Annotated in this window: 22 protein-coding genes; 13 read left to right on the plus strand and 9 right to left on the minus strand. The window is 45.8% G+C overall.

The annotated features are described in order from the left end of the window. Positions 1 to 185: 185 nt before the first annotated feature. The 4 genes from tnpC to FXV75_RS10090 form a co-directional block, all read right to left on the minus strand. Positions 186 to 1,763: an IS66 family transposase gene (gene tnpC / locus FXV75_RS10075; protein WP_148830795.1), complete on the minus strand. Its 1,578-nt coding sequence runs from the start codon at positions 1,761 to 1,763 to the stop codon at positions 186 to 188. A 26-nt stretch (positions 1,764 to 1,789) separates the two neighbouring features. After that, positions 1,790 to 2,152 (minus strand): IS66 family insertion sequence element accessory protein TnpB, encoded by a 363-nt coding sequence (gene tnpB, locus FXV75_RS10080; protein WP_148830796.1) that lies wholly within the window; start codon positions 2,150 to 2,152, stop codon positions 1,790 to 1,792. A 274-nt stretch (positions 2,153 to 2,426) separates the two neighbouring features. Continuing rightward, positions 2,427 to 3,290 (minus strand): oxaloacetate decarboxylase, encoded by an 864-nt coding sequence (locus tag FXV75_RS10085; protein ID WP_148833068.1) that lies wholly within the window; start codon positions 3,288 to 3,290, stop codon positions 2,427 to 2,429. A gap of 195 nt (positions 3,291 to 3,485) precedes the next feature. Beyond that, positions 3,486 to 5,216 carry a tannase/feruloyl esterase family alpha/beta hydrolase gene (locus tag FXV75_RS10090; RefSeq protein WP_148833070.1) on the minus strand — a complete coding sequence of 577 codons (1,731 nt, stop codon included), beginning with the start codon at positions 5,214 to 5,216 and terminating at the stop codon, positions 3,486 to 3,488. A gap of 363 nt (positions 5,217 to 5,579) precedes the next feature. On the opposite strand from FXV75_RS10090, the gene FXV75_RS10095 reads away from it, so the two are divergent. Further along, positions 5,580 to 6,875 carry a cation:proton antiporter gene (locus FXV75_RS10095; protein ID WP_148833071.1) on the plus strand — a complete coding sequence of 432 codons (1,296 nt, stop codon included), beginning with the start codon at positions 5,580 to 5,582 and terminating at the stop codon, positions 6,873 to 6,875. Positions 6,876 to 6,884: 9 nt separating this feature from the next. Here FXV75_RS10095 and rluF read toward each other — a convergent pair whose 3' ends face one another. From rluF to FXV75_RS10115, 4 genes are all read right to left on the minus strand, one after another. Then, positions 6,885 to 7,886 (minus strand): 23S rRNA pseudouridine(2604) synthase RluF, encoded by a 1,002-nt coding sequence (gene rluF / locus FXV75_RS10100; protein ID WP_148833074.1) that lies wholly within the window; start codon positions 7,884 to 7,886, stop codon positions 6,885 to 6,887. 96 nt (positions 7,887 to 7,982) lie between these two features. Next, complete coding sequence (locus FXV75_RS10105) at positions 7,983 to 8,495, minus strand: GNAT family N-acetyltransferase (protein ID WP_148833076.1); 513 nt, start codon at positions 8,493 to 8,495, stop codon at positions 7,983 to 7,985. Between the two features lie 20 nt (positions 8,496 to 8,515). After that, on the minus strand, positions 8,516 to 9,541 hold the full coding sequence (locus FXV75_RS10110; protein ID WP_148833078.1) for a DUF2333 family protein: 1,026 nt from the start codon (positions 9,539 to 9,541) through the stop codon (positions 8,516 to 8,518). Positions 9,542 to 9,543: 2 nt separating this feature from the next. Beyond that, on the minus strand, positions 9,544 to 10,338 hold the full coding sequence (locus FXV75_RS10115; RefSeq protein ID WP_262368523.1) for a hypothetical protein: 795 nt from the start codon (positions 10,336 to 10,338) through the stop codon (positions 9,544 to 9,546). A 111-nt stretch (positions 10,339 to 10,449) separates the two neighbouring features. Between FXV75_RS10115 and dsbD the strand changes: the two genes are divergently transcribed. The 9 genes from dsbD to purD all read left to right on the plus strand — a co-directional run bounded on the left by dsbD (position 10,450) and on the right by purD (position 21,245). Continuing rightward, positions 10,450 to 12,360 (plus strand): protein-disulfide reductase DsbD, encoded by a 1,911-nt coding sequence (gene dsbD / locus FXV75_RS10120; RefSeq protein ID WP_262368524.1) that lies wholly within the window; start codon positions 10,450 to 10,452, stop codon positions 12,358 to 12,360. 238 nt (positions 12,361 to 12,598) lie between these two features. Beyond that, positions 12,599 to 13,039 (plus strand): acetyl-CoA carboxylase biotin carboxyl carrier protein, encoded by a 441-nt coding sequence (gene accB / locus FXV75_RS10125; protein WP_148833083.1) that lies wholly within the window; start codon positions 12,599 to 12,601, stop codon positions 13,037 to 13,039. A gap of 20 nt (positions 13,040 to 13,059) precedes the next feature. Beyond that, on the plus strand, positions 13,060 to 14,400 hold the full coding sequence (gene accC, locus FXV75_RS10130) for an acetyl-CoA carboxylase biotin carboxylase subunit (protein WP_148833084.1): 1,341 nt from the start codon (positions 13,060 to 13,062) through the stop codon (positions 14,398 to 14,400). 118 nt (positions 14,401 to 14,518) lie between these two features. After that, on the plus strand, positions 14,519 to 15,409 hold the full coding sequence (gene prmA / locus FXV75_RS10135; RefSeq protein WP_148833086.1) for a 50S ribosomal protein L11 methyltransferase: 891 nt from the start codon (positions 14,519 to 14,521) through the stop codon (positions 15,407 to 15,409). A gap of 36 nt (positions 15,410 to 15,445) precedes the next feature. After that, positions 15,446 to 16,732, plus strand: a complete 1,287-nt coding sequence (locus tag FXV75_RS10140; protein WP_148833088.1) for a zinc-ribbon and DUF3426 domain-containing protein — start codon at positions 15,446 to 15,448, stop codon at positions 16,730 to 16,732. Between the two features lie 155 nt (positions 16,733 to 16,887). Further along, on the plus strand, positions 16,888 to 17,856 hold the full coding sequence (gene dusB / locus FXV75_RS10145; protein WP_148833090.1) for a tRNA dihydrouridine synthase DusB: 969 nt from the start codon (positions 16,888 to 16,890) through the stop codon (positions 17,854 to 17,856). A 118-nt stretch (positions 17,857 to 17,974) separates the two neighbouring features. Continuing rightward, positions 17,975 to 18,253, plus strand: coding sequence for a DNA-binding transcriptional regulator Fis (gene fis, locus FXV75_RS10150; protein WP_148835335.1), 279 nt, complete (start codon positions 17,975 to 17,977; stop codon positions 18,251 to 18,253). An 86-nt stretch (positions 18,254 to 18,339) separates the two neighbouring features. Beyond that, entirely contained in the window at positions 18,340 to 19,917 is a 1,578-nt protein-coding gene (purH, locus tag FXV75_RS10155) for a bifunctional phosphoribosylaminoimidazolecarboxamide formyltransferase/IMP cyclohydrolase (RefSeq protein ID WP_148835337.1), read from the plus strand. A gap of 41 nt (positions 19,918 to 19,958) precedes the next feature. Continuing rightward, a complete protein-coding gene (gene purD / locus FXV75_RS10160; RefSeq protein WP_148833092.1) occupies positions 19,959 to 21,245 on the plus strand; it encodes a phosphoribosylamine--glycine ligase in 1,287 nt (428 codons plus the stop codon). A 110-nt stretch (positions 21,246 to 21,355) separates the two neighbouring features. On the opposite strand, the gene FXV75_RS10165 is transcribed toward purD, so the two are convergent. After that, a complete protein-coding gene (locus FXV75_RS10165; RefSeq protein ID WP_148833094.1) occupies positions 21,356 to 21,607 on the minus strand; it encodes a hypothetical protein in 252 nt (83 codons plus the stop codon). 58 nt (positions 21,608 to 21,665) lie between these two features. On the opposite strand from FXV75_RS10165, the gene FXV75_RS10170 reads away from it, so the two are divergent. From FXV75_RS10170 to coq7, 3 genes are read left to right on the plus strand one after another with little or no spacing between them, the layout of a single operon-like run. Further along, positions 21,666 to 23,954 (plus strand): 7TM diverse intracellular signaling domain-containing protein, encoded by a 2,289-nt coding sequence (locus FXV75_RS10170; RefSeq protein ID WP_148833096.1) that lies wholly within the window; start codon positions 21,666 to 21,668, stop codon positions 23,952 to 23,954. Between the two features lie 55 nt (positions 23,955 to 24,009). Further along, positions 24,010 to 24,351, plus strand: coding sequence for a histidine triad nucleotide-binding protein (locus FXV75_RS10175; RefSeq protein WP_148833098.1), 342 nt, complete (start codon positions 24,010 to 24,012; stop codon positions 24,349 to 24,351). A gap of 15 nt (positions 24,352 to 24,366) precedes the next feature. Beyond that, positions 24,367 to 24,999 (plus strand): 2-polyprenyl-3-methyl-6-methoxy-1,4-benzoquinone monooxygenase, encoded by a 633-nt coding sequence (gene coq7 / locus FXV75_RS10180; protein WP_148833100.1) that lies wholly within the window; start codon positions 24,367 to 24,369, stop codon positions 24,997 to 24,999. The last annotated feature ends 2 nt before the right edge of the window (positions 25,000 to 25,001 follow it).

Consider the following 25,001-nt stretch of genomic DNA (forward strand, 5'->3'; position numbering starts at 1 on the left):
CACCACCTTGAAAAAGAGTTTCTTTATCATCAGGCTTGCATGGAAGGGATTATATCGGTAAATTAATTATTAGACAGAGGGCGAACGGATTTGCCCACGCCTCCAGGATGGAGGTTCTGTCTCTTTTCAGGAAGATTCAAGGCTGCATGGATGCAGCGGGAAGGTTTTTCTCTTTATTCTCAAACTTAAGTTAGCCTGATATTCCACGGCAATAAATCGTCCATGTCATCATTTTCCTTTCTTCTCGGCAGTTCTTCAAACAATCTGACTAAGTAATCATACGGGATAAGCCCATTGGCTTTCGCTGTTTCGATGATGCTGTAAAGCATGGCACTGGATTTTGCGCCACTTCCTGTGTTAGCAAACAACCAATTTTTACGTCCAATAACGAAGGGTTTAATGGCGCGTTCAGCACGATTGTTGTCGATGTTGATGCGCCAATCAGTCAAGTAAACACTGAGTTTGTCCCATTGATTGAGATTGTATTGGATGGCTTTGCCTAATAAGGATTTAGGTGGCACCTGTTGAGCCGATTTTTCAAGCCATGCTTTGTAGTTCGCTAAGACTTCGGGGACTTGTTCCTGACGGATTTTAAATGCGGCTTCTGCATTGTCGGCCTGTTGGGCCAGCGTTTCGATGGCGTACAGTTTTTTGATGTAGCTGATGGCGATGGTCGCTTTTCCTGATTTGCCCTTTGGCATGCCTTTTTCGGCTTCAATGAATTTTCGACGTGCGTGTGCCCAGCAGCCTGCCAGCGTGGCTTGGGTCGATTCGTACGCTTGATAACCATCCACATTGAGATAGCCATCGAAGCCTTGTAAAAAATCAACGGCGCATTGCCCACTTCGAGTCGGTTGGTAATCGTATAAGACAATATTCGGGATCGGGTTGTGTTTGTCTGGGGCATCATTGCCAGTGCAATACACCCACATGTAGCATTTTGAACGAGCTTCTTTAATCACATTAAGCGTGGTTTCATCGGCTTGGATGACGGACTGTTTCAGTAATTCTTGATGTAGCCGTTCATAAAGCGGCTCTAAGGCATCAGCACATTTTTTCATCCAATCTGACATGGTTCGTCGGCTTAACTCAATACCGTATTGTTTAAATAAGGTTTCTTGTCGATAGAGCGGTAAGCTGTATTGGAATTTACCGGTGATAATCTGACTCAGCAAACTCGGTGTGGCGATGCCTTTTGGGATAATACTCGGTGGCATAGCCGCTTGTTTGATGGCGTTCTGCGTGCCTGTCTTTTCACACTCACGGCACGCGTATTTAGGGCGGACTGTTTCGATGACCTTGAGTTGGGCTGGGATAAACTCTAACTTTTCAGAACGGTCTTCACCAATACAATGAAGCGCCCCTTGGCAGCAGGAACAGACTTTATCAGACTCGGCAGCGTCCAGCACAACGATTTCGCGCGGCAGGTCTTTGGGCAAGGGTTTGCGCTTAGGCTTGGCACGAGTGTAAGAGATGGTTTGCGTTTCAGGCTCGGCATCGGTTAATGCCTCTGCTGCCTCAATCGCACTTTCATCAAACAACTCTCCTTGGCCGGGCGAGACTTCCGAGCTTTTGCCAAACTGCTTTTGCTGCGCCAAACGCCACTGTTCCAAAATAAGCTGATACTTGGATTGCCATTGGGCAAGCAGAATATCCTTTTTACCCAGAAGACTGTCTTTTTCATCCAATAGCAAAGCTTGCTCAAGCAATTTGGCCTTAAGCGAGTCAATGTCATTGGGTAAGTCTTCTGAGCGTATTTTCATGGGTTGGATTATACCAACCAAATGGGCTATTCGTCATGATATCGGTAGGTTAAATGCGGATGAGCTTGTGAAGAATGAATCGGTAGGCCGTCCAGCAACCAATTGAGTTGTCTGGAGGAAACCTGAAGGGACAAGAGTTCATCATCAATCCCCGGCCATTGGAAGTGGCCTTTTTCCAATCGTTTGTAATGTAACCAAAAACCATTGTTTGACCATTGCAGGATTTTGATCTTGTCACGTGCTCGTCCACAGAAGACAAACAATTGTTCGCTACAAGGCTCTTTTTCAAGATTGTAGGCGACAATATTACAGAGTCCATCAATGGCTTTTCGCATATCGGTAGGGCCACAAATAAGGGTGACGTTGAGTTGAGATGACGCGGTAAACATGAGTCTGTTGCTCCTATTTAAAAGACAACAGACTTTAAGGAGTTGTAAAGGGATTAAAATGTGTGGTTTGCCGGACGCTTACAAGAGAAAAACCTTCCCGCTGCATCCATGCAGCCTTGAATCTTCCTGAAAAGAGACAGAACCTCCATCCTGGAGGCGTGGGCAAATCCGTTCGCCCTCTGTCTAATAATTAATTTACCGATATAATCCCTTCCATGCAAGCCTGATGATAAAGAAACTCTTTTTCAAGGTGGTGATTACCGGACGCTTACGATTATTCTTGCACGTCCATATACTTGTTCGCCCATACGCGATTTTCTTCTAGGGTCGAATAACGTGTCGATAACTCAGAGGCATTCAGTGTGCCTTCGGCGATACCACGCTGTTCGCGCAAGCAGTCATAGGTGGCTTTAATCGCGGCGAAATACGCCGCATGACCGTTAACGACAATACGAACACCGTTTTTAGCTAGGCGTTCACGATCACGCAATTCAGGATTATCGTAGGCCACCAACATCACAGGGATGGTGATGTGCTGACATATCTCCTCCAAATGAGAAAAATCGCGAATACCCACCATGCAAATACCATCCACGCCCACGGCTTGGTACGCTTTCACCCGCTGAATCGTCTCTTCAACGGTCAACTGTCCTGCGTTGGTTCGAGCGATAATACTCATAATAGGGTCAATACGCGCCTCTAGTGCCGCTTTCAGTTTGCCTACCGCTTCTTCGATTGGGATCAAGTCGGTGGATTTATGGCCATATTTAGCGGGTAACAAAGTGTCTTCAATGGTCAGAGCCGCCACGCCTGCACGCTCTAATTCAACAATGGTGCGCATCACATTCAACGCATTACCATAGCCATGATCGGCATCAGCAATAATGGGTAAGCGTGCCACACGGCCAATACGGGTTGCTTGTTCTGTAAACTCACTCAAGGTAATCAGGGCAAAATCTGGTGCGGCTAACACCTGTAATGACGCCACAGAACCCCCTAAAATGCCGACTTCAAAACCAAGATCTGACGCGATACGCGCCGACATAGGATCAAACGTAGAGGCTGTGTAATAGCACTTATTACTGGTCAGCAACGCACGAAAGTCATTGCGCAAATCATGCTGTGAAGGTGTTGCCATAAATTACTCCAAAAGTAGTGCCGAATATCGGCTCAATTAATGGCGCAGCATTATACTCCGGTTAGCGGCTTTCTTCATTAAAATACCCTGTTAGGTACAGGCATTTATCGCTCTATTTCAGACAAAATCAGTCAAAAAAACCCGTTTGAGCGAACAAACGGGCTTATTCAATCGATCTTGATGATTAAATCATTTTTACATTGCGTGAGCTGGCCGCTCACACATAAAACTGTCGGCAACGTCGATATTCCCTTCGCCTTTGTAAAAGGCGACCTTAGGATACGGACACAACGGACGAGTTCGAGCGGCATTCCATGATGCAGGAATCTCTTCGTTGACTTCTCCCTCATTTCCCAACCCTCTTGCGGTTGCTATCACCTGCTCTGGTTTTTCTCCTTTTTCTACCCAGGCAACCAATGGCGATAACATATCAAATTGGTCTGTCGATTGACCACCACGACAATGGCCCATCCCCGGGATGGGGTAAAATTGGGCAAACTCATCCGCATGGCCATGATTGTTGGCATCTAAGGCGTTAAACCACGTTTCTGTATCCTGCACTGAGAAAATAGCGTCTGAAACGCCATGATACACCATCACTTTGCCCCCCTTGTCACGAAGGGTAGACAAATCTTCCGGCGAAGGTGGTGACATAAACGCCATCGCCGATTCATCGTACTCACCGTTCGTTGCGTATACTTTCGATACCAACTCGTCAATGTTCGCCTTCCAAACAAACTCTGCTCCGTTAAAGTGGCGAATGTTAAAGTCCTCCAGCGGTACCGGTGGCGTATTAAAAATCATCGCGACAGCGCCGGAATCACGCTGAATGGGCGCACTGTATTCCCACATCATGTGATCTTTACTGCTGATGCCGACATCGTAAGGAAAGGGGGAATAAAATACCTTACCATCGCTCGTGGTAACCCCGTTAAAAATTCGCTCAATGGCGTTTTTTTGAGGCTGAGAAAGACAATGACCATCTCGATCAGAGTCACACGTTGCCACATCTTTTTGAAGACTAAACGTCGCCTGACAAGCCTTTACATTCTGGATCATGCCATCTTTCGCACCGTCAAGTTCATCGCACTTTGCCAAAATAGCCTGTGACACATGGCGGCGCTCTGCAGGTGTAAAGGCGCTGCTCAACTCATTCTTATCCGTATCTGGAATTGAAGCATAAACCTTGGCGCCAGCAATACTGGCCACAGCCGCAAGGGGCAAACGATACCCAGGAGCACCAACTAAAATACCGTCATAGTCATCGGCATAACGCGCCGCAGCGACCATGGCGTGTCGTCCACCGTTGGAACAACCCGCAAAATAACTACGGTCTGGACCTCTTCCGTAAGCCTGGTTAATCATACTTTTTGCCATCGGCGTTAACGTTGCCACCGCTTGATAACCATAATCAAGACGAGCTTGAGGGTCATAGGCAAACGTTGGTAAACCACGGTCGTGACCAGCATCAGAGCTAATAACAGCAAAACCTTGCATTAAAGCGCTGGTAATCGGCCCCCCTCCCATGGCACCCTCGGCGGTTTTAACCACTCCATCTAGGCCACCATTTCCCTGATGTAAAAAGCGGCCATTCCATTGCTTAGGCAAACGCATCTCAAAGCCAATAGCGTACGACTTCCCGTCTGATTGGCTTATTCTTTGATTCATGCCCCCCTTAACCAGACAATGCTCGCCAATGTTTTGATTACCTTGGGTAAGAGTGCCGTTTGCGATGGTTTCAACCGACGCTATCACCGTATTCGGGAACATCAGTGAAGGCAGATCTTCACAACGACTTGGCAATACAGAAGGGCTCGCTTCCTGTAGCTGGGGTAAAGCCGCTGCCAAATGGGGTGCACTAGCACTTAACGTTAATCCCGCAATAGCAACTGACATTAAACTTCGTGGAATGAGAAAACAACGCATAATAGATTCCTTTTATTATTAGCCATAAATAGTTAACAACTAAACTGTTTTTAACTTAAACAGAATAGCCTATACCCCCTCATAACCCGCATAATTTTTATGCTTGGAACATTCAAAAAAGTGTACGCACTGATAATGCTTTATTAGGCTATTTTCGTTGTTTAGTTACAAAAAAATGCAAATGTCCGCCAACATAAGATGGACTTTGAAATAAAATTTCGTTTTTTTCGGCTTTTTGCCCCTAAAAGCTCATCGTTTATACGATCAGTCCGTGACAGTGACATAATCTAGGGATAACATACTCGATCAGCATCTAATGCCCCTTTTCGATCCTCCAACTACTAATCATGTTAAGGTTCACTCATGAACGCTTGGTATCTCATTTGCTTTCTTTCGGCATTAGCGGTTTTCATCGCTTTTTCCAACCAATACATTCTAAAAATGCAAACCACCATTGCCATTACCACCGGGTCGGTGGTGATTTCATTGTTGCTCATTCTGGCGGTCAAAATGCTGGGAGACGAAACCGCGCTGTTTATCACACAAGTCGTCTCTGGAATAGATTTCAATCAGCTCCTTTTAAAAGGCATGTTAGGTTTTTTATTGTTTGCAGGCGCATTAGAAATTGACTTAGCGGCACTTAAACGACAACGCTGGGAAATCACGATTTTAGTCCTTTTTTCTACGCTGGTTTCCACCTTTATTGTCGGTTACTTAAGCTACTACATTTTTGCTTTATTGAGTTTTCCCGTGCCATTCATTTATTGCTTACTGTTTGGAGCTTTAATTAGCCCAACAGATCCGATTGCAGTTTTGGCTATTATTAAGCAAATGCGCGCTCCACAGGGCATTTCAATTCAAGTGGAAGGGGAATCTTTGTTTAACGATGGTGTGGGTTTGGTTATCTTTACCACGATTTTTGCCGTTGCGTTTTATGGCACTGAGGCCAGCTTCCAAGAAATCGCCGAGCTGTTTTTGGTCGATGCCATTGGTGGCATTGTATTTGGTCTGGTCATTGCTGTAGTGGGGCATTTTGTCATCATCAATTGCAAAGACATTAACACGCGCTTATTGGTCACTCTGACCATTCCGTCAGCGGGTTTTGCCCTTGCTAATATCTGGGAAATCTCTGGTGCGTTAGCCATGGTGACCAGCGGCATTTTATTAGGCAATATTACTCGTGCTAAAGCCTCTAAAAAGCGCGGACCCGATGGCACTCGTTATGTAAAAGACTTTTGGCACGCCACGGACAGTTTTTTAAACGCTCTACTCTTCCTGATTATCGGTATGCTCATCGTTACCATGCCGCTGAGTTGGGAAATCATCGGGTTAGGCTTGGTGATGGTGCCGGTTGTATTGCTGGCGCGCTTTATCAGCGTCGGTAGCCCATATCTTATATTCAAGCGTTTTCGTCAATACGATAAACACTCTGTAAAAATATTAACGTGGGGCGGCTTACGGGGCGGTCTGGCACTCGCTATGGCAGCGGCCATCCCTTCTAACCAAATTACGGTAGAAGACATGGACTTACACGACATCATGGTTATTATTACTTATGTCGTGGTTATTTTCTCGATCATTGTACAAGGCTTGACCATCTCACCGCTGATACAAAAAAGCATTCAAGCCGCTGAAGCAAAAGCCAAATCCATTAAGTAACCAAAGGCCCTAACGCGCCTTTGATTGACCTTTATGTTTGGCGGGGCGCGAACTATTAGGGTTGGATCGGCTCGCTGGACGTTGGGCCTTTCCGGTTGATTTTTTGCTGTCTGCAAAGGGTCGTTTATGTTTACTATTAGCCCCACCTGATTTGCGGTCATCGGCTTTGGGTGGCTTTGATGGATGCTTGGTATTGCCTTTTGGTGCAGCGACAGGTTTCAGTGAAGCATTGGGTTTATGGGCTTTTTTGGGGGCTTGTCGAGATTTTTTTGCGGGTGTGGTTATTTCAGACGAGGAGTCTTCAACCGCTTTTAATAATACGGACAATTCCTTTTGCGTTAAATCACGCCACTCTCCAACGGGAACCCCTTTTAAGCTCACATTCATGATTCGAGTGCGTTCTAACTTCACAACATCGTAGCCAAAGTGCTCGCACATCCGACGAATTTGTCGATTCAAACCTTGTACTAAGGTAATGTTAAATACATTAGCGGTGACTTTTTTGACTGGGCATTTTTTGGTCATGGTTCCTAAAATAGGCACACCACCTGCCAAACCTGCGATAAAATCCTCTGTTATAGGTTTATTCACTGTAACCAGATATTCTTTTTCGTGATTGTTGCCCGCGCGCAATACTTTGTTCACCAAGTCGCCATTATTCGTTAAAAAGATCAGCCCTTGGGAGTCTTTATCTAGGCGTCCTATGGGAAAAATTCGTACTCCATGGCTCACGAAATCAACGATATTATTTTTCTCACTGCTTTCCGTCGTACTGACTATACCCACGGGTTTATTCAGTACAATAAAGACAAAATCGTCGGCGTCTTGAGGCTCAATAATCTGACCATTGACCCGAACCGTGTCTCCTGCAACCACTTGATCGCCAACTTTGGCACGCTTGCCATTAATAAAGACATTGCCTTGTTCAATGAAACGATCCGCATCTCGACGCGAACAAATGCCACTTTCGCTGATGTATTTATTTAAACGGGTGGAGGAAGAAGTAAACATAAAATACCGTCTTGTGGAGTATAAAATGAAAGGAGCGTTCAATCTAAAAGCATTTAGATTAAAAACGAGCAGTATACAACAAAGGGCTGTCGCATTTTAAGAAAGAGGTAAATATTGTATTCCAAACAAAAATACATCGTCTTGAGTATCTTGGTTTTGGGCAATATTGGGCAAGAGCCCCCACTCTTCAAAGCCTTGACGTTTAAAAAATGCCCGGCTGTTCAAGTTACTCGCGTAAATGTAAGCAACAAGATGAGTAAACTTGAGCACGGCTCGTTGCGCTTCTAGATACTGAAATAACCGACGCCCTATGCCTTTTCTCTGCCAATCTGGCCGAACATACAGACTAATTTCACAGGCTAAATCAAAGGCGGGCAACCCATAAAAGGGCTCAAGTGAACACCAAGCAATGGCTTTTTTTTGATGCTCTACCACCAGCATCGGGTGCTGTTCTGACGCATTGTCTAACCAATCCATCACGTCGATTAACCCAGTTCCATGACGAGAGTCTGAATTGTTAACGAGCGGCTCGCATTGCCGAAAAATATCCAGCAATGCGGGCGCATCGTCCAGTACCGCATTGCGTATAAGAAACGGCTTATTAGGCATGATTCAACCCGTTCAAACCATTAACCTTGTTCCAATAAACGGCGTAAATCAATGATTGCCGTATTGGCACGAGACACATAAGACGCCATCACCAAAGAGTGATTTGCCAACAAACCAAAGCCGCTGCCATTAAGAATCATGGGGGACCAGATGCTTGCTTGCGTTGCTTCTAGTTCACGAATGATTTGACGCAAGCTAACAAGGGCATTTTTGTCTTGCAGAGTAAAGAAAAAATCCACTTCTACCGCTCGTAATATGTGCACTAAAGCCCAGCTGGTGCCGCGCGCTTCATAAAAAACATCGTCTATTTTTGACCAAGGTGTGCGCACATATCGATTGTTCTCGTCTGTTTCTGCCTGCTGCGCTGACTCGTCAATCACACTCGCCGATAAACGCTGAGACAAGCTGCCTAAGCGCGTACTAACGTCTGACAGCCAATCTGATAAGTTGTCCGCGCGGGCATAAAATTGCGCCTTGCTGGTGTTGGATGTTTCTCCTGCTAAGCGATTCAAATACCCCATTAATTCTTTATTACCGCGACGGTATTCACTTTCACTAGAGGGTAATGCCCAGCTTTTAGTATCAAAATTAAACTGTGGCTCAGCGATCTTAAGGTTTACATCTTCAGTAGATTGAGACTGAGACCGACTAAATTCTTTACGAAAGGCTCTGGCTAAATCTCGTGATTGCACCAAGACACCAAATTCCCACGCTGGCATATTATCCATTAATAAACCCGGCGGCATGATATCGTTAGTAATGAACCCTCCCGGCTTATCGAGTAACGTTTGTACAATAGTGTGCAAAGTACTTGCGGTAGTGTAACCCACGACAAGTTGCTTACTGTTATTGAGATACCCTTGTGCAGCGGCTTTTTCTTTCGCTGTCGCTACCACATCGAACGGATCTGGTTCACTACTCCAATACACGCCTACGACACTGAATACGACGACAATACACACCACCACCGAAACCGTCACTTTGCCCATCCCTGATGTATTTACGTTCGGCTTAACCGCTTTAAATTTACGCCTTAACCACGACATCTTCACCCACCTATATTCTGTTGTAATTCCACTCTGTAATCACTGCGATGAAAGATCATCGCGCGTACACGAAACGCGGTGACTCGACTGTTAATAATTTGATAAATTAAACGTGCCTCTTTATCACTAGGCCAATAAATAGCGAGTGACGATTCCGTTTTTACTACGTCGTCTATAATAGGCTGAATCTGAGCTATTATCTCATCTTCACTCATACTAAAAAGCGTTTTAGGCAAAAAATATCCGGTCTCATTGTCTTTTTGCTTTGTATCGGTGACTTTTAACGGCGCTTGCTTCGTGACCATGGCTCTTTGTGACATTAAATCACTCACTCGAGAACGCATTTCAATAATGGTTGGATCATGTGGGTTAACGTCTTGCGCCGATTCTAAATAACGATCGGCCTTGCTGTAACCCCGTATCTTAGCCGCTTCCCAAGCCCATTGAACATACACATCCACTATGGTTGCGATGCCTTGAATTGCTCTATAGTTACCAGGCTCACGACCTAATGCGGCTTGAAAATACACATTTGCATTATCGCCCTCTGGTGTGAGTAACCGATACTCTAAAAGCGCCTGTTCACCTTGTTCAATTAAACTCAAGGTTAATTTTTCGGCGGCGGTCAAGGGAAGTTTAGCAGTCGCCATTGACGTCTTTGGTGCTTGAGTGACCTCTTGAGTTATCTTATTAGACTCAGGCGATTGAAGGGGTTGCTTGTCTATTACTAACAAGGATAACCCTGTCTTTTCTGATCGTACTTCAGCACCGGTTGCCCTCTCTTGCTGAGGTGGCATTTGGTCCAATAATCTGGCATTTTTCTGACACCCCGTCAGAAAAAACACAACAATTAGGAAAAAAACTCTCTTTTTACGCAATTTATCCCCTTACGATTGGCAACATTCAGCTTGATTGGTAGTCTACACCGTTCACTTTGTACGGTGAAATACAGATTTACTATTTACTCAACGGGCCTTATTGAATTGATTATTTCACGGCGTTTAATTGCTTTTTTTTATTTACTGACGCTTGGCAGTGTTTGCCACGCCTTCACCTTTGGCCCCACATCGACACTCACTGAACCGGACTTTTTACCGGTTGAAAAAGCGTTTGCGTTGACAATTAGCCCTCCCAAAGAGGGCAAACTTGACGCCATTTGGAGCATTGAAAATGGCTATTATTTATATCAAGAACAATTTAGTTTGTCAGGTGATCAAGCCCGCAAACTTCGTTTCGCAGTGTTCGCTGAGGGTGAAACAAAACGGGACCCCTATTTTGGCGACGTTATTATCTACCGCAATCAATTTACTTTACCCATCCATTACGACACCACCTTAGCGCCTGGTACCCTCATAAAGGCAGTTTTATCTTTTCAAGGCTGTGCAGACAGGGGCTTGTGTTACGCCCCACAAAAAGTCCCTTTGGAATTTACTGTCCCACTTCTTTCTGGAACAGAGACTAATGACTATAAACCTTCACTGACAAGACCATCGCCCATCGTTTCGGATAGCGCGCTTTCGCCTTCGCAAGCGCAATCGGTCAGCCAGATGCTGAACAGTAATAACATCGCTTCTACTTTATTGGCTGTATTTGGGCTGGGTTTATTGCTTGCCCTTACGCCTTGCGTTTTGCCTATGGTGCCCATCGTCAGTGCCATTGTTGTGGGGACACGACATTCAAAATTAGGCGCACTATATTACAGTACGATTTACGTCATTGGCATGGCACTTTCGTACGCTGCCATCGGTGGATTAGTGGGTGTTTTTGGCACCCAACTCAATCTTCAAGCTCAGCTTCAAAACCCTATATTGTTGTCGGTCAGCGCACTGCTTTTTGTGTTGTTGGCACTGGCGATGTTTGATGTGTATCAGCTCAGCTTACCCTCTTCTTGGCAACAGCGTCTGCAACTGACCAGCGCATCAAACGACTCATCTTGGCGTAATAGTGTCAGCATTTTTTTCGCAGGCGTATTATCTACCTTGATCGTATCGCCTTGCGTTTCCGCGCCACTGGCAGGCGCATTGCTCTATATTGGAGCGCAAGGTAACGCCTGGTATGGTGCCATAATGCTGTTTGTTATGGCATTGGGTATGGGTATTCCGCTGCTAATCGTCGGTTTGTTTGGTCCCAAAATCTTACCCAAAAATGGTGAGTGGTTACAGGACATCAAAGTCATTATGGGCTTTAGCTTACTGGCGATGGCAGTTTGGCTGGCCACGCGCTGGTTGCCTTTTTATACTCATCTTTACCTTTGGGGAACACTTGCTGTTTCGGCAAGTGGTTACTTTTTCCATCGCAATAGTCATATTCCATCGCACCCTGTTCGCTGGTTCCTTGCGTTAATGTTGTTAATCATAGGAATCATGGAGATCCTAGGTGGTGCAACAGGAAGTCATCGCCCTTTGGCGCCTTTAAAACACTTAACCGATAACAACGCCTCTACGGTAGAAAGTGCGAACCTTTTTGATGAGACAATTACCCGCTTAGAAGAGCTCGATGCCATTATTGCCAAACAGGACGGTCGACCCATTGTTCTTGACCTGTACGCCGACTGGTGCGTTAGCTGCAAAGTGATTGAAGACATGTTTTTGTCGCCCGAAATAAGGCCCAAAATGCACAAAATCCAGCTAATCAGAGTCGATGTCACGAATAATTCACCAGACAACAAAGCGCTAATGAAAAAATTCAATCTGTTTGGCCCGCCATCCTTAGTATTTTTAGACAAACAAGGAAAAGAGCGCACCACTTTGACGATCATGGGTCAGCCAAGTAAAACCTTGTTAAATCAACGCATAGAGACCATTCTTAGCCTAGACTAGAGCACGGAAGATAGGGTGTTTACTAATGATCAAAATATCATCAGGCTAAACATTTTTCGGTTTTTTTGCTGCATAACTGGACAATATCACGCTTTTTATCGATAATTTCACGTTAAATGCTTTTGTAACTTATACCCTCGTAAAAAAGCAGTCTTTACATAAAAAAGCATACAGAATCTATAATAGTCAGTGACCAAAGTATTCACTGGGCCACCAACACAGACAGAAGAGAGTAATCATGGACATTCGTAAAATCAAAAAACTAATCGAGCTTTTAGAAGAATCTAACGTCTACGAAATTGAAATCAAAGAAGGTGAAGAAGCGGTTCGTATTAGTCGTGGTGGTGCACCGGTTCATGCACCTATGATGGCGGCTCCCATGATGGCCGCTCCAGCTGCAGCTCCAACACCTACCGCCGCGCCAGAAGCGCCTACCGCCATTGCGGGTCATTGTGTCAATTCTCCTATGGTGGGTACTTACTACAAATCTTCTGCTCCAGGTGCAAAACCTTTTATAGAAGTGGGTCAAAAAGTGAACATCGGTGATACCATCTGCATCGTTGAAGCCATGAAAATGATGAACCAAATTGAAGCCGATAAATCTGGCACCATTGGTGCGATTCTTGTTGAAGACGGCGAGCCCGTTGAATTTGACCAACCCATGATTACTATTCTTTAATTTAACGCAAAGGTTTCATCATGCTAGACAAAGTATTGATTGCTAACCGAGGCGAAATCGCGCTGCGCATTTTACGCGCGTGCAAAGAACTCGGGATCAAAACCGTTGCGGTTCATTCTAAAGTTGACCGTGACTTATTACATGTACGCCTTGCAGACGAATCCATCTGCATTGGGCCCAATCCATCGGCACAGAGCTATTTAAACATTCCAGCGATCATCAGCGCGGCTGAATTAACCGATACCTCTGCCATTCATCCAGGGTATGGATTTTTAGCGGAAAATGCCGATTTTGCAGAGCAAGTAGAGCGTTCTGGCTTTACATTCATTGGTCCAAAAGCCGAAACCATTCGTCTAATGGGCGACAAGGTGTCTGCCATCAAAGCGATGAAAGCGGCTGGCGTGCCAACGGTTCCGGGATCAAATGGCCCTGTACCTTCCGACCCTGAAGAATGCCTTCGTGTTGCCAATGACATTGGCTTTCCAGTGATCATAAAAGCCGCCGCTGGTGGGGGTGGTCGCGGTATGCGAGTGGTTCACAATGAAGGCAGCCTACTAAAGTCTATCAGCATCACTCAATCTGAAGCGGGTTCTTACTTTGGCGACAGCACGGTTTACATGGAGAAATTTCTTCAAAACCCTCGTCATGTTGAAGTGCAAGTGCTCGCTGACGGTCAAGGAAATGCCGTTCATTTATACGACCGAGATTGCTCATTGCAACGTCGTCACCAAAAGGTATTGGAAGAAGCTCCTGCACCAATGCTCAATGAAGAGTCACGTCAAGCGTGTCTTAAAGCCTGTGTCGATGCCTGCATTAAGATCAACTACCGTGGCGCGGGTACCTTCGAGTTCTTATACGAAGATGGCAATTTCTACTTCATTGAAATGAACACTCGCGTTCAAGTAGAGCATCCAGTTACGGAAATGGTAACCGGCGTGGACATCGTTAAAGAACAGCTTCGCATTGCCAGTGGCCTGAAATTATCTTTTAAACAAGAAGACATTAAACTAAATGGGCATGCGGTTGAATCTCGTATCAATGCAGAAGACTCTAAAACCTTCATGCCTTGCCCGGGTAAAGTGGAATATTTCCACGCTCCAGGCGGTATGGGCGTTCGTGTTGACTCCCATTTGTACAGCGGCTACACAGTGCCACCAACGTATGACTCCATGATTGCTAAAATTATTTGTCATGCTCCTGATCGTACTGCAGCGCTCAAACGCCTTTCTGGCGCATTAGACGAAACCTTCATTGACGGCATCAAAACGAATATTGCTTTGCAAAAAGACCTTGTCAATGACGCCAACTTCATAGCAGGTGGCGTAAATATCCATTATTTGGAGAAAAAACTCGGCCTTTAACCGCTGAAGTTTTGCCCTTAGTGATCCAACAAATCACTGAGGGCAATGATTTTCCTCTCGCCTCATGCTCCAAGCTTCGTTATTCTATTTTTGTTTGTTTATTGTTGGACTTCACTTTATGCCTTGGCTTCAAATTCGTATTCACACCACCCCTGACCATGTTCCCGCCTTTGAGGACACGCTTCTTGATTGTGGTGCCTTGGTTGTTACCTTTGAAGACGTTCATGATGACCCAGTCTATGAACCAGAATTAAATACGACACCGTTGTGGAAAAACACCAAAATAACAGGCTTGTTTGAAGCCGATGCTGATGTAGAAAATATACGCCCTGTGATTGAGCATAAAGCACAATCTATTGGCGAAATAGACATCGACATGAAAATTGAAATACTCGAAGATAAAGACTGGGAACGAGAATGGATGGACAGCTACCATCCCATCCAATTTGGCGAACGCCTTTGGGTTTGTCCAAGCTGGCGCGAAGTACCCGATGAAAACGCCATTACCTTAATGCTTGACCCAGGTCTTGCTTTCGGCACAGGTACACACCCAACAACGGCACTTTGCCTTCAGTGGCTAGACAGCATTGATTGCGAAGGTAAAACCATCATCGATTACGGTTGTGGCTCTGGTATTCTTGGTATTGCTGGTTTATTACTTGGCGCAACCAACATGGTGGGTATCGACATTGACCCTCAGGCCGTCCAAGCGACACAAGCCAATGCGGAACGCAACAAGATCGACCCAAGCCGATTAGACGTTAAATTGCCACCTTACGAATCTGACTTGCAGGCCGACATCGTAGTGGCTAACATTCTGGCCGGCCCATTGGCACATTTGGCGCCGACCCTTTCAGCCTTAGTTAAAAAAGAAGGTCAATTGGCGCTTTCCGGCATACTCGCCAACCAAGCCCAAGAAGTAATTGAGGCGTATCAAGAGTGGTTCACTATTGACTCTATTACAGAAAAAGAAGAATGGGTACGCATTGTCGGAACCAAACACGCATAATCCATTCATACCGTTTAAATAGGAAATTACGACTCCATGGCCAATAGCTTAATCACCCGTTGCCCTAAATGTTCAACGGCATTTCGTGTAAGCGATGACGTATTAAGCATGGCCAAGGGTAAAGTCCGATGCGGCCAGTGCTTTCACATCTTTGACGCCAGCACACCCACAACTCACAACAAAGTCCAACCTGACACCAACCGTTCAACACAAACGGAACCCTTAGCAAAAACCGCCAGTGACAGTGCAATAAAAGCCGTTGAACCAAACACCGGCGAAGAGGACATAAACCCCGACTGGCTAGACACACTTTTAGACGACGAGGAAACCCAAGCATCGAACAAGGCCAAGCAGAATGCAACGCCCGAACTCGCCCCGAAAAACACTGACATCCACGCAAGCAAAGCTGAAGACAACACCCATTCGGAAGAATCTTATCGTTACAAAGAAACGTCGCCGCCAAGCTCAGCCAACACCTTTCCTGTAGAAGAACCTTCAAAAGCGCCCTCTGCTGAGAAAAAGCAAAACGAACCTGCGCCATGGGAAGTGGAACTGGCCGAAGTAGAAGCCGCTCTTAAAGCGGCACCCGCCGATCCCCAGGTGAGCCAACACAATACAGCTCCCCCCCCTCGTGCAAGCGCACGCAAAGTAAAAACGGCCGTGATAGAAGAGCCCGATTACATGACCGCTTTGCACTCTTTAGCACAAACCGCCGCCGAACAAACGCACCCCTCTGATCTTCAAGCTCAACACTCTATCTTAGATCAACTGTCTGCACAGCAAAGCTTAGGACCCTTGCTGGACGAAAGCACCGAACAACCCAATGAGAAAAAAACACACTCCTGGCTGTGGTTGTTTGCCTCCATGCTAGGGCTGAGCGTACTGTTAGCGCAAGTGACCACTCAGTACTTCGAGGAAGGCAGTCGGTCTTCAAACTTTAGAGCTCTTTATCAAACCATTTGCTCTTACTCTGGCTGTGTATTACCCACATTTGAAGACGTTAGTGCTGTTTCCATACAGCATGTACGCATACAAAGTCACCCCTCTATTGAAAACGCCCTACTGGTCAATGCCATCATCACCAATACTAGTGCTTTCTCTCAACCTATGCCTAAAATAGCACTTGAATTTTTTGATCTAAATGGACTCCCCGTAGCCGCTAGGTTATTTGCACCCAGCGACTATTTACACAAAGACTTCCTAGACATTACCTATATGCCACCGAATACACCGATACATTTGGTCATTCCCATACACGACCCTGGTGCGCGGGCAGTAACTCACCAACTCAAAGCGTTCCCGACAGACACACGTTCCTACTAAATTTTGGCACTTTTCACGCTATGGCTAAAAAAGCACAAAAAATAGTCAGTATTTAGCCTGTCAAGACTTCAAAAACAACAATTGCCTAGGTATTATTCACGCCCGCTCGACGGTGTCGACGATCTTTAACATTCAATCCAGTATTCAGGAACAGCATGGCATTTGCTATTGGTCCGTATTGCGTAGACAAACCGGTTATTCTTGCTCCTATGGCAGGTGTGACCGATTTGCCTTTTCGCCGCCTTTGCCACGATCAAGGCGCGGGGCTAGTCGTATCCGAAATGGTAACCTCTGATGTGCGACTGTGGAATTCAAGCAAAAGTCGCCATCGTTTAGTTCACGATGCAGAAGTCTCGCCGAGGTCAGTTCAGATTGCCGGTGGCGACCCTATAATGATGGCAGAAGCCGCTCAGCAAAATGTTGAGCTTGGCGCGCAAATTATTGATATCAATATGGGTTGCCCTGCCAAAAAAGTCTGCAACAAAGCCGCCGGCTCTGCATTATTAAAAGACGAGGCCTTAGTTCGTGAAATACTGGAGTCGGTTGTAAACAGTGTGTCTGTTCCTGTGACACTCAAAATCCGTACTGGGTGGAGCGTGGATCAGAAAAACGGTCTTATGATTGCAAAAATGGCTGAAGACATAGGCATCAAAGCTTTGGCCGTTCATGGAAGAACTCGCGAGTGTAAATTTCAAGGTACAGCTGAATACGACACGATCGCCGAAATTAAGCACCATTTGACCATTCCTGTTTTCGCAAATGGGGACATCAAGGACGCGCAGTCGGCGAAATTCGTCAAGGATTATACCCAAGCCGATGGCGTTATGATTGGTCGCGCGGCACAAGGAAGGCCGTGGATATTTCGTGAAATCAATCACTATTTACACACCAATGAATTGTTACCACCTCCGTCTTTGTCTGAGGTGAGACAGCTTGTACTAAGCCATGTGAGCGCCTTGCATCAGTTTTATGGTGATTATTTAGGCGTGCGAATCGCTCGCAAACACGTTGGATGGTACCTGCAAACGTTAGCGGATAACACTCAATTTCGTAGCCTGTTCAACCGTATTGATACTACGCAAGAGCAGCTTGATAAATTGCACGAGTTCTTTGTTTGCCAATAGGCAAACGAACCTTACACTTAATGTAATGGCCATCAACAAAGAAGATCTAGATCGCTCTTCTTAATGACGGTACATGTGCATTAATAAATGGTTAGCTTTAAAAATAGAAGGTCATTCTGTGGTAGAACAAACTCATACTCATACGTTTCAAGCCGCTTCTTCAGAGCAGTCACAACCCTTACGTGACAATGTTGAAAAAGCCCTACAAAATTACTTCGCTCATCTTGATGGGCAGCCAATTACAGACTTATACCAGTTAGTTTTAGCTGAGGTTGAGGCGCCTTTGCTAGAGTCTGTCATGAGCTACACAAAGGATAACCAAACCAAAGCATCCACCATTCTTGGGTTAAACCGAGGTACACTTCGCAAGAAGTTGAAGCAATACGGCATGCTATAAGAACCAAGAAAAAAGGGCGAATTCGCCCTTTTTTTGTTTTAATTTCCCCTTGTTTATTTAGTGTTAAATTCATTACGAGAACCATGATGGCAAATCAAAATACTGTAACTCCAATCAAACGAGCGCTTATCAGCGTGTCCGACAAAACAGGCATTGTCGAGTTTGCACGTGAGCTGACCGCTCAAGGCGTTGATATTCTGTCAACGGGTGGTACTTACCGTCTTTTATTGGACAACAACGTCAAAGCAACGGAAGTATCGGATTACACTGGCTTCCCAGAAATGATGGACGGCCGCGTCAAAACACTTCATCCAAAAGTTCACGGTGGTATTCTGGGTCGTCGCGATATCGACGGCGCCATCATGAAAGAACATGGCATCGAAGAAATCGACATGGTCATCGTGAACCTGTATCCATTTGAAGCAACGATTCAACGTCCGGATTGCGACCTGCCCATGGCCATCGAAAACATCGACATCGGTGGCCCAACCATGGTGCGCTCCGCAGCGAAGAACCACAAAGACGTGGCCATCGTGGTGTCTCCTGCAAGTTACGACAGCTTGCTAATCTCGTTAAAAGCAGACGGTGGTTTAACGTACGAGCAGCGATTTGACCTGGCGGTTCAAGCCTTTGAGCACACAGCCCATTACGACGGTATGATTGCAAATTTCTTAGGTAAAAAAGTGACCGGCGGCAGCGAAGATTTCGCTCGCACCTTTAACCTGCAATTCAACAAGCAAGAAGAAATGCGCTACGGTGAGAACCCACACCAGAAAGCGGCCTTCTACGTTGAAGCGAATCCTAAAGAAGCGTCTATCAGCACCGCAAAACAAATCCAAGGTAAAGCCTTGTCTTACAACAACATTGCCGACACCGATGCCGCGCTTGAGTGTGTGAAAAGCTTCGATAAACCGGCGTGTGTGATCGTCAAACATGCGAATCCGTGTGGCGTGGCAACAGCAGCAACACAATTTGAAGCGTACGATTTAGCGTTTCAAACTGATCCTACATCGGCCTTTGGCGGCATCATTGCTTTTAACCAAGAATTAGACGCGAAGACAGCGCAAGCCATTGTAGACCGTCAGTTTGTTGAAGTAATTATTGCGCCAAGCGTCAGTAAAGAAGCCGCCGACATAGTCGCAGCAAAACAAAACGTTCGCGTTCTTGAGTGTGGCCAATGGTCGAAGGACAAGCCCACTGCCCTGGATTACAAACGTGTCAATGGCGGTTTATTAGTTCAAGACCGTGATGACGGTGTCATTACGCGAAACGACCTTAAAATCGTGTCGAAGCGACAGCCTAGTGAAGAGGAACTAAAAGACCTATTGTTTGCTTGGAAAGTAGCGAAAATCGTCAAATCTAACGCAATCGTTTACGCGAAAGCGGAGCAAACGATTGGTGTGGGCGCTGGCCAAATGAGCCGCGTTTACAGTGCTAAAATCGCAGGCATTAAAGCCGCTGACGAAAATCTAGAAGTGGTTGGTTCTGTGATGGCGTCTGATGCCTTCTTCCCATTCCGTGACGGTATCGATGCGGCCGCACAAGCAGGCATCACGGCGGTAATTCAGCCAGGTGGTTCTATGCGTGATGATGAAGTGATCGCTGCCGCTGACGAAGCGGGTATGGCCATGGTCTTTACCGGCATGCGTCACTTTCGCCATTAATAGATCGTCATATGACATCGCTCTAAAAGGATATACAGACAATGAAAGTGCTTATTATTGGTAATGGTGGTCGTGAACACGCCCTAGCGTGGAAAACAGCAGAATCAAATGACGTGACCCAAATTTTCGTTGCTCCGGGCAACGCTGGCACCGCGACAGAAAATAAAGTCGAAAACATCAACATAGGTGTCACCGACATTGATGCGCTGGTGGCGTTTGCCAAAAATGAAGCCATTGATCTCACCATCGTCGGCCCAGAAGCGCCATTGGTTATTGGGGTCGTAGACGCGTTTGAAAAAGAAGGTTTAGCCATCTTTGGCCCAACGGCCGCCGCGGCACAACTAGAAGGCTCTAAAGCCTTCACCAAAGATTTTTTAGCACGTCACAACATACCAACGGCGGCGTACGGAAATTTCACTGAGATCGCTCCTGCCGTAGCTTACATTAAGCAACAAGGCGCGCCAATCGTGGTGAAAGCCGACGGATTAGCCGCTGGAAAAGGCGTAATTTTGGCGCAAACGGAAGCGGAAGCCATCGAAGCGGTGGAAGACATGCTGCAAGGCAATGCCTTTGGCGAGGCGGGCAGCCGTGTCGTTATCGAAGAGTTTTTAACGGGCGAAGAAGCCAGCTTTATTTGTATGGTCGACGGCGAAACCGTTTTACCTATGGCCACCAGTCAAGACCATAAAGCACGTGACAACGGTGATTTAGGGCCAAACACCGGCGGCATGGGCGCGTATTCGCCCGCACCTGTTGTTACGCCTGAAATCCACGATCGCATCATGAACGAAGTGATTATGCCAACAGTAAGAGGCATGAACGCGGAAGGCAATCGCTACCGTGGATTCTTGTACGCCGGTGTAATGATCGCGGCGGATGGCACACCTAAAACGTTGGAATACAACTGCCGTTTTGGTGACCCTGAAACCCAACCTATTATGATGCGCTTACGCTCTGATTTGGCTCAGATGTGTTTGGCCGCCATAAATGGCAAACTCGACACAGTCGAAGCTGACTGGGACCCACGTGCCAGTCTCGGCGTTGTTCTGGCCGCTGGCGGCTATCCTGCTGACTATCCGAAAGGCGATATCATTTCTGGTTTGGATACGGCGCTTCCCGAAGGTCAAAAAGTCTTTCAAGCGGGTACGGCTTTAAAAGATGGCCAAGTTGTGACCAATGGCGGTCGTGTGCTTTGCGCAGTCGCACTGGGTGATACGGTTGCTCAAGCACAAGCGTCTGCTTACGATGTGGTAAAAACACTGTCTTGGGACAAGGTGTATTTTCGAACCGACATTGGCCATCGCGCCATTGCTCGCGAGCAAAAATAACCCCTTAAAGTAGACGGCCTACAGCCAATGCCTGTATCTAAAAAAGCGTTTCAATGTGGATTGAAACGCTTTTTTTGCTTTCTCAGTGCTCGTCGCTTTTCTGATTTCAGTTATTTTTTAAGCTGTGATTCTTTCTTGTCCAACCACCCCTTGAACACACGTCCGATTTCTAACACCAATAAACCAAATATCACCCCAGCGACCCAATCAAACCCCAATAAAAAACCCAGCACAACGATCATGCCATAGCCGTACATAAGGTTTCTTCGTGTCTCTGGCTTAGATTGTCTAGTGAACCAGGTCGTAGCCAACAGCAGCAGGCCAAACCAAACATAATATTCCACTAACATTGGATATAGCATTCAATCCCCTATCTAGTTAATAATGATAGTCTTCATCAAGCAAGCTTGGACTAGCGTTTTGTTTTATCGATTGATTTTACTATTTTTACTTAGCATCTCCAACATCGCATGGGGCACAGATACCTTAGCGATTATTGATAACGATAAAGACGTCTTTAACCTTGGAAAAAGTGGTTCTTACTTTATTGACGAAAGCCAATCCCTCACATTTGAAGAGATTGTGTCCGATCAATATATCAAACAATTTAGACCACTGAACCGTGAATATTTACAATTTGGTGTGGTAAAAGGCAATGTCTGGATTCGTGCCGACGCAGCCATACGCACCACCCATAACGTTCCCGTACTGTTAGAAATACGCTCACCCAGACTGCCGTATTTGGACATTTATTTGCCTAATTTATACGGCAATCAAGTACAGGCAGAACTTGGCGGCGCTAGGCCATACCGTAACAGACAGGTCGAAACACCCCATTATGTATTCCCTTTACCCACCAACACCCAACCCGTTTTTACACTGTATTTAAAGCTCTCCTCTCATTTGCCCATGAACGCAAAAATAGAGCTAAAAACGCTATCTAAGCTGAGCCAAGACGCTCAGAATGACTTTATTATCACCGGTTTTCTTGTCGGCATTCTTTTAACGCTATTGATTTGTAGTGTGTTCTTTTTTATTAAAACATCACAGCAGATATTTTTACCGTATGGTCTTTTGCTGCTCAGTATTGCCGCTTTGCACCTTTCTCTCCATGATCAGATATCGCGTTTCTTCCCAGATGTCATCAACATTCAAGAGCGCATCTACAACTTGGCGGCTTTATCTTGCTTATGCTCTATGGTGTTTTTTTCACGGTTTTATTTGGCAACAAAAGACGCCTTTCCAACCCTAGACAAAGTACTGCTGATTACCGGTTATATTAATGCGCTGTTTGCTTTCGTCTTCATGATGTCTCCAGAGCAAATCAACATTTTCGCCCTCACTATTGTGGCTATTTCAACCCTTGGCGTGTTAACGGTCCATGCTATTGTTGTGTATATTAAGAACGTCCCTTTTGCTGGGTATTATCTTGTCGCGCACTTAATCCTCACAACAGGATACGGTGCTTGGGTTCTATCGGTTTACGGAATCATTCCAAGCGAGGCATTATTTGAGTGGGGGTTGACGATAACCATCATTGTTGAGGCTATGATTCACTTCGCTGGAATGATGGCGAAAAGCACCCCTTTTTTACAACGCCCCACCCTAAAAGAGAAGCATTCATACGCTGACGAGATCGACTTGTTAACAGACATATCCAGCCGACTGAGACGCCAGGTCAACATTATTGGCGGTGGATTATCGCATCTTGAACAAGCTGCCGTGTCTAACGACACTAAATTATTTCTGGCCAGCAGCCTAAACGCAAACAATAATATCAAAAACCTCATAGAACGCATTGATCTGCTCAGTGACATTCAAAACCGAATTTCGATAGAGCAACCCTATCCGCAACCCCTCAACCAACTGATTGACCACGCTTACAATAATGTTCAGCGCCTTGATCAAGACAATACCGTATTGGAATGGAATATTAGCAAAACGGACCATGTCGAAATTTTGCAAAATGCCGCTATTTTACAGCACCTTATTGAAAGTCTCGCGCAAGAGTTTAAGCACTTCACCGACCAAGCACTCACACTAAACATCACTCGTCACGCGTTAAATCGTGATGGCACCATGCTACTTGAACTGAACTGCTCTCCCCTTCCAAACCGTATGCACTCCAGCAAAAACCAGTTCGATTTAGGGCTGCACTACATCACATTACTGATTGATTACTTAAGGGGAGACGTTCAATTGTTGGAACAGGACAACGTCAGCAGCATTCATATTCAATTGCCTATTCGCGCCCATGTTCGCCCGTCAAATAATGACATAACCAAACTTCCGATGTTTGACCTTATTTTGTTTGGTCAAGGGGACGCCGACGTACAAAAAGCGCTGTCTATTCTGCAAGGTTACAATAACAAAATAGAACACTATGTTGAGCTAGATGCTCTTATCGAGCATCTTTTGCACCCTTTTAGCAGGGAACGTGGCACCATTATTCTAGTCTTCGATAACGGCGGGCACATCCCTCATATCACACAACAGCGACTAATGCCCTTAATGCGCAACGAAGATCAATGCTTACTGATCAGCAACAATGTTAAAATGTCTTTAGACTATGTAAAAAAATTGGGGTTCGACGACTTATTAACTTGTACCGAATTAGAAAGCCAACTTGAACAGCAACTGACACGCTTAATGCAAAAAGGTGAGCGATTAAAAAACGCCTCCTTGTCACGTATCAAACCTTTGCTTTAAACGCCTTGAAGTCAGATCACTAACCTTAAATAATATCGCTTTAGAAGGAAGTTACATGGATTGTCTATTTTGTAAAATAGTAACAGGGGATATTCCAGCCACCGTGCTGTACGAGGATGAGGATGTCATAGCGTTTGAGGACATTATGCCTCAGGCACCGACGCACTTTCTTGTCATTCCAAAGCGCCACATCAGCACATTGAATGACTTGACGGACGAAGATGGACCAGTAGTTGGCAAACTCCAAATCACTGCAGCGAAAATCGCCAAGCAAAAAGGCATTAGTGATGCCGGTTATCGTGTCGCCATGAATTGCAATGAAATGGGGGGGCAAACAGTTTATCACATTCACATGCACGTCCTGGGTGGCCGCTCAATGACATGGCCGCCAGGTTAACTAAGAGGAATTCAAATGATCTCATTCGTAGACAAAGCCGTATTGCAGTTTGATCGTGCGTTGCAAACACTGGTTCCTCATGCGGCACACGCCGCTCGGCTCTCTCCTGCTCGTGCCATACCTGAAGGAGCGTTAAGCAAAGAAGAACGCAAACATTCATCGGGATTGATGCGGGTCAACCACACTGGCGAAGTATGTGCTCAGGCATTGTATGCAGGGCAAGCAATGACAGCAAAACTGCCCGCAGTGCGTGAAGAAATGCAACACGCAGCCGACGAAGAAATAGATCACCTTGTTTGGTGTGAGCAACGTTTGTATGACCTTGGCAGCCAACCAAGTCTTCTAAATCCGTTGTTTTATGCCACATCGTTTTGTATTGGCGCCGGAGCTGGTTTAATCAGTGATCGATTGAGTTTAGGTTTTGTGGCCGCGACAGAAGATCAGGTATGCCTGCATTTGCAACAACACATGACGACCTTGCCAATAGCAGATGAAAAAAGTAAAGCGGTACTTGAACAGATGCACATAGATGAAGCCAAACACAAGGCCATGGCCTTGTCAGCGGGTGGGTATGAGTTTCCTCGCCCCTTTATGTCTGTTATGACTCATGTATCTAAAATCATGACTTCAACAACTTATCGGATTTAATC

Source organism: Marinomonas sp. IMCC 4694, from assembly GCF_008122525.1.
GTDB lineage: Bacteria > Pseudomonadota > Gammaproteobacteria > Pseudomonadales > Marinomonadaceae > Marinomonas.

Excerpts from the sequence above, each read along its gene's own strand:
- purD (WP_148833092.1), top strand. The coding sequence starts at position 19,959 with ATGAAAGTGCTTATTATTGGTAATGGTGGTCGTGAACACGCCCTAGCG.
- FXV75_RS10140 (WP_148833088.1), top strand. The coding sequence starts at position 15,446 with ATGGCCAATAGCTTAATCACCCGTTGCCCTAAATGTTCAACGGCATTT.
- tnpB (WP_148830796.1), bottom strand. The coding sequence starts at position 2,152 with ATGTTTACCGCGTCATCTCAACTCAACGTCACCCTTATTTGTGGCCCT.
- accB (WP_148833083.1), top strand. The coding sequence starts at position 12,599 with ATGGACATTCGTAAAATCAAAAAACTAATCGAGCTTTTAGAAGAATCT.
- rluF (WP_148833074.1), bottom strand. The coding sequence starts at position 7,886 with ATGTTTACTTCTTCCTCCACCCGTTTAAATAAATACATCAGCGAAAGT.
- purH (WP_148835337.1), top strand. The coding sequence starts at position 18,340 with ATGGCAAATCAAAATACTGTAACTCCAATCAAACGAGCGCTTATCAGC.
- FXV75_RS10095 (WP_148833071.1), top strand. The coding sequence starts at position 5,580 with ATGAACGCTTGGTATCTCATTTGCTTTCTTTCGGCATTAGCGGTTTTC.
- FXV75_RS10085 (WP_148833068.1), bottom strand. The coding sequence starts at position 3,290 with ATGGCAACACCTTCACAGCATGATTTGCGCAATGACTTTCGTGCGTTG.
- dusB (WP_148833090.1), top strand. The coding sequence starts at position 16,888 with ATGGCATTTGCTATTGGTCCGTATTGCGTAGACAAACCGGTTATTCTT.
- FXV75_RS10115 (WP_262368523.1), bottom strand. The coding sequence starts at position 10,338 with ATGCCACCTCAGCAAGAGAGGGCAACCGGTGCTGAAGTACGATCAGAA.
- coq7 (WP_148833100.1), top strand. The coding sequence starts at position 24,367 with ATGATCTCATTCGTAGACAAAGCCGTATTGCAGTTTGATCGTGCGTTG.
- FXV75_RS10090 (WP_148833070.1), bottom strand. The coding sequence starts at position 5,216 with ATGCGTTGTTTTCTCATTCCACGAAGTTTAATGTCAGTTGCTATTGCG.
- accC (WP_148833084.1), top strand. The coding sequence starts at position 13,060 with ATGCTAGACAAAGTATTGATTGCTAACCGAGGCGAAATCGCGCTGCGC.
- tnpC (WP_148830795.1), bottom strand. The coding sequence starts at position 1,763 with ATGAAAATACGCTCAGAAGACTTACCCAATGACATTGACTCGCTTAAG.
- prmA (WP_148833086.1), top strand. The coding sequence starts at position 14,519 with ATGCCTTGGCTTCAAATTCGTATTCACACCACCCCTGACCATGTTCCC.
- FXV75_RS10105 (WP_148833076.1), bottom strand. The coding sequence starts at position 8,495 with ATGCCTAATAAGCCGTTTCTTATACGCAATGCGGTACTGGACGATGCG.
- FXV75_RS10175 (WP_148833098.1), top strand. The coding sequence starts at position 24,010 with ATGGATTGTCTATTTTGTAAAATAGTAACAGGGGATATTCCAGCCACC.
- FXV75_RS10110 (WP_148833078.1), bottom strand. The coding sequence starts at position 9,541 with ATGTCGTGGTTAAGGCGTAAATTTAAAGCGGTTAAGCCGAACGTAAAT.
- FXV75_RS10165 (WP_148833094.1), bottom strand. The coding sequence starts at position 21,607 with ATGCTATATCCAATGTTAGTGGAATATTATGTTTGGTTTGGCCTGCTG.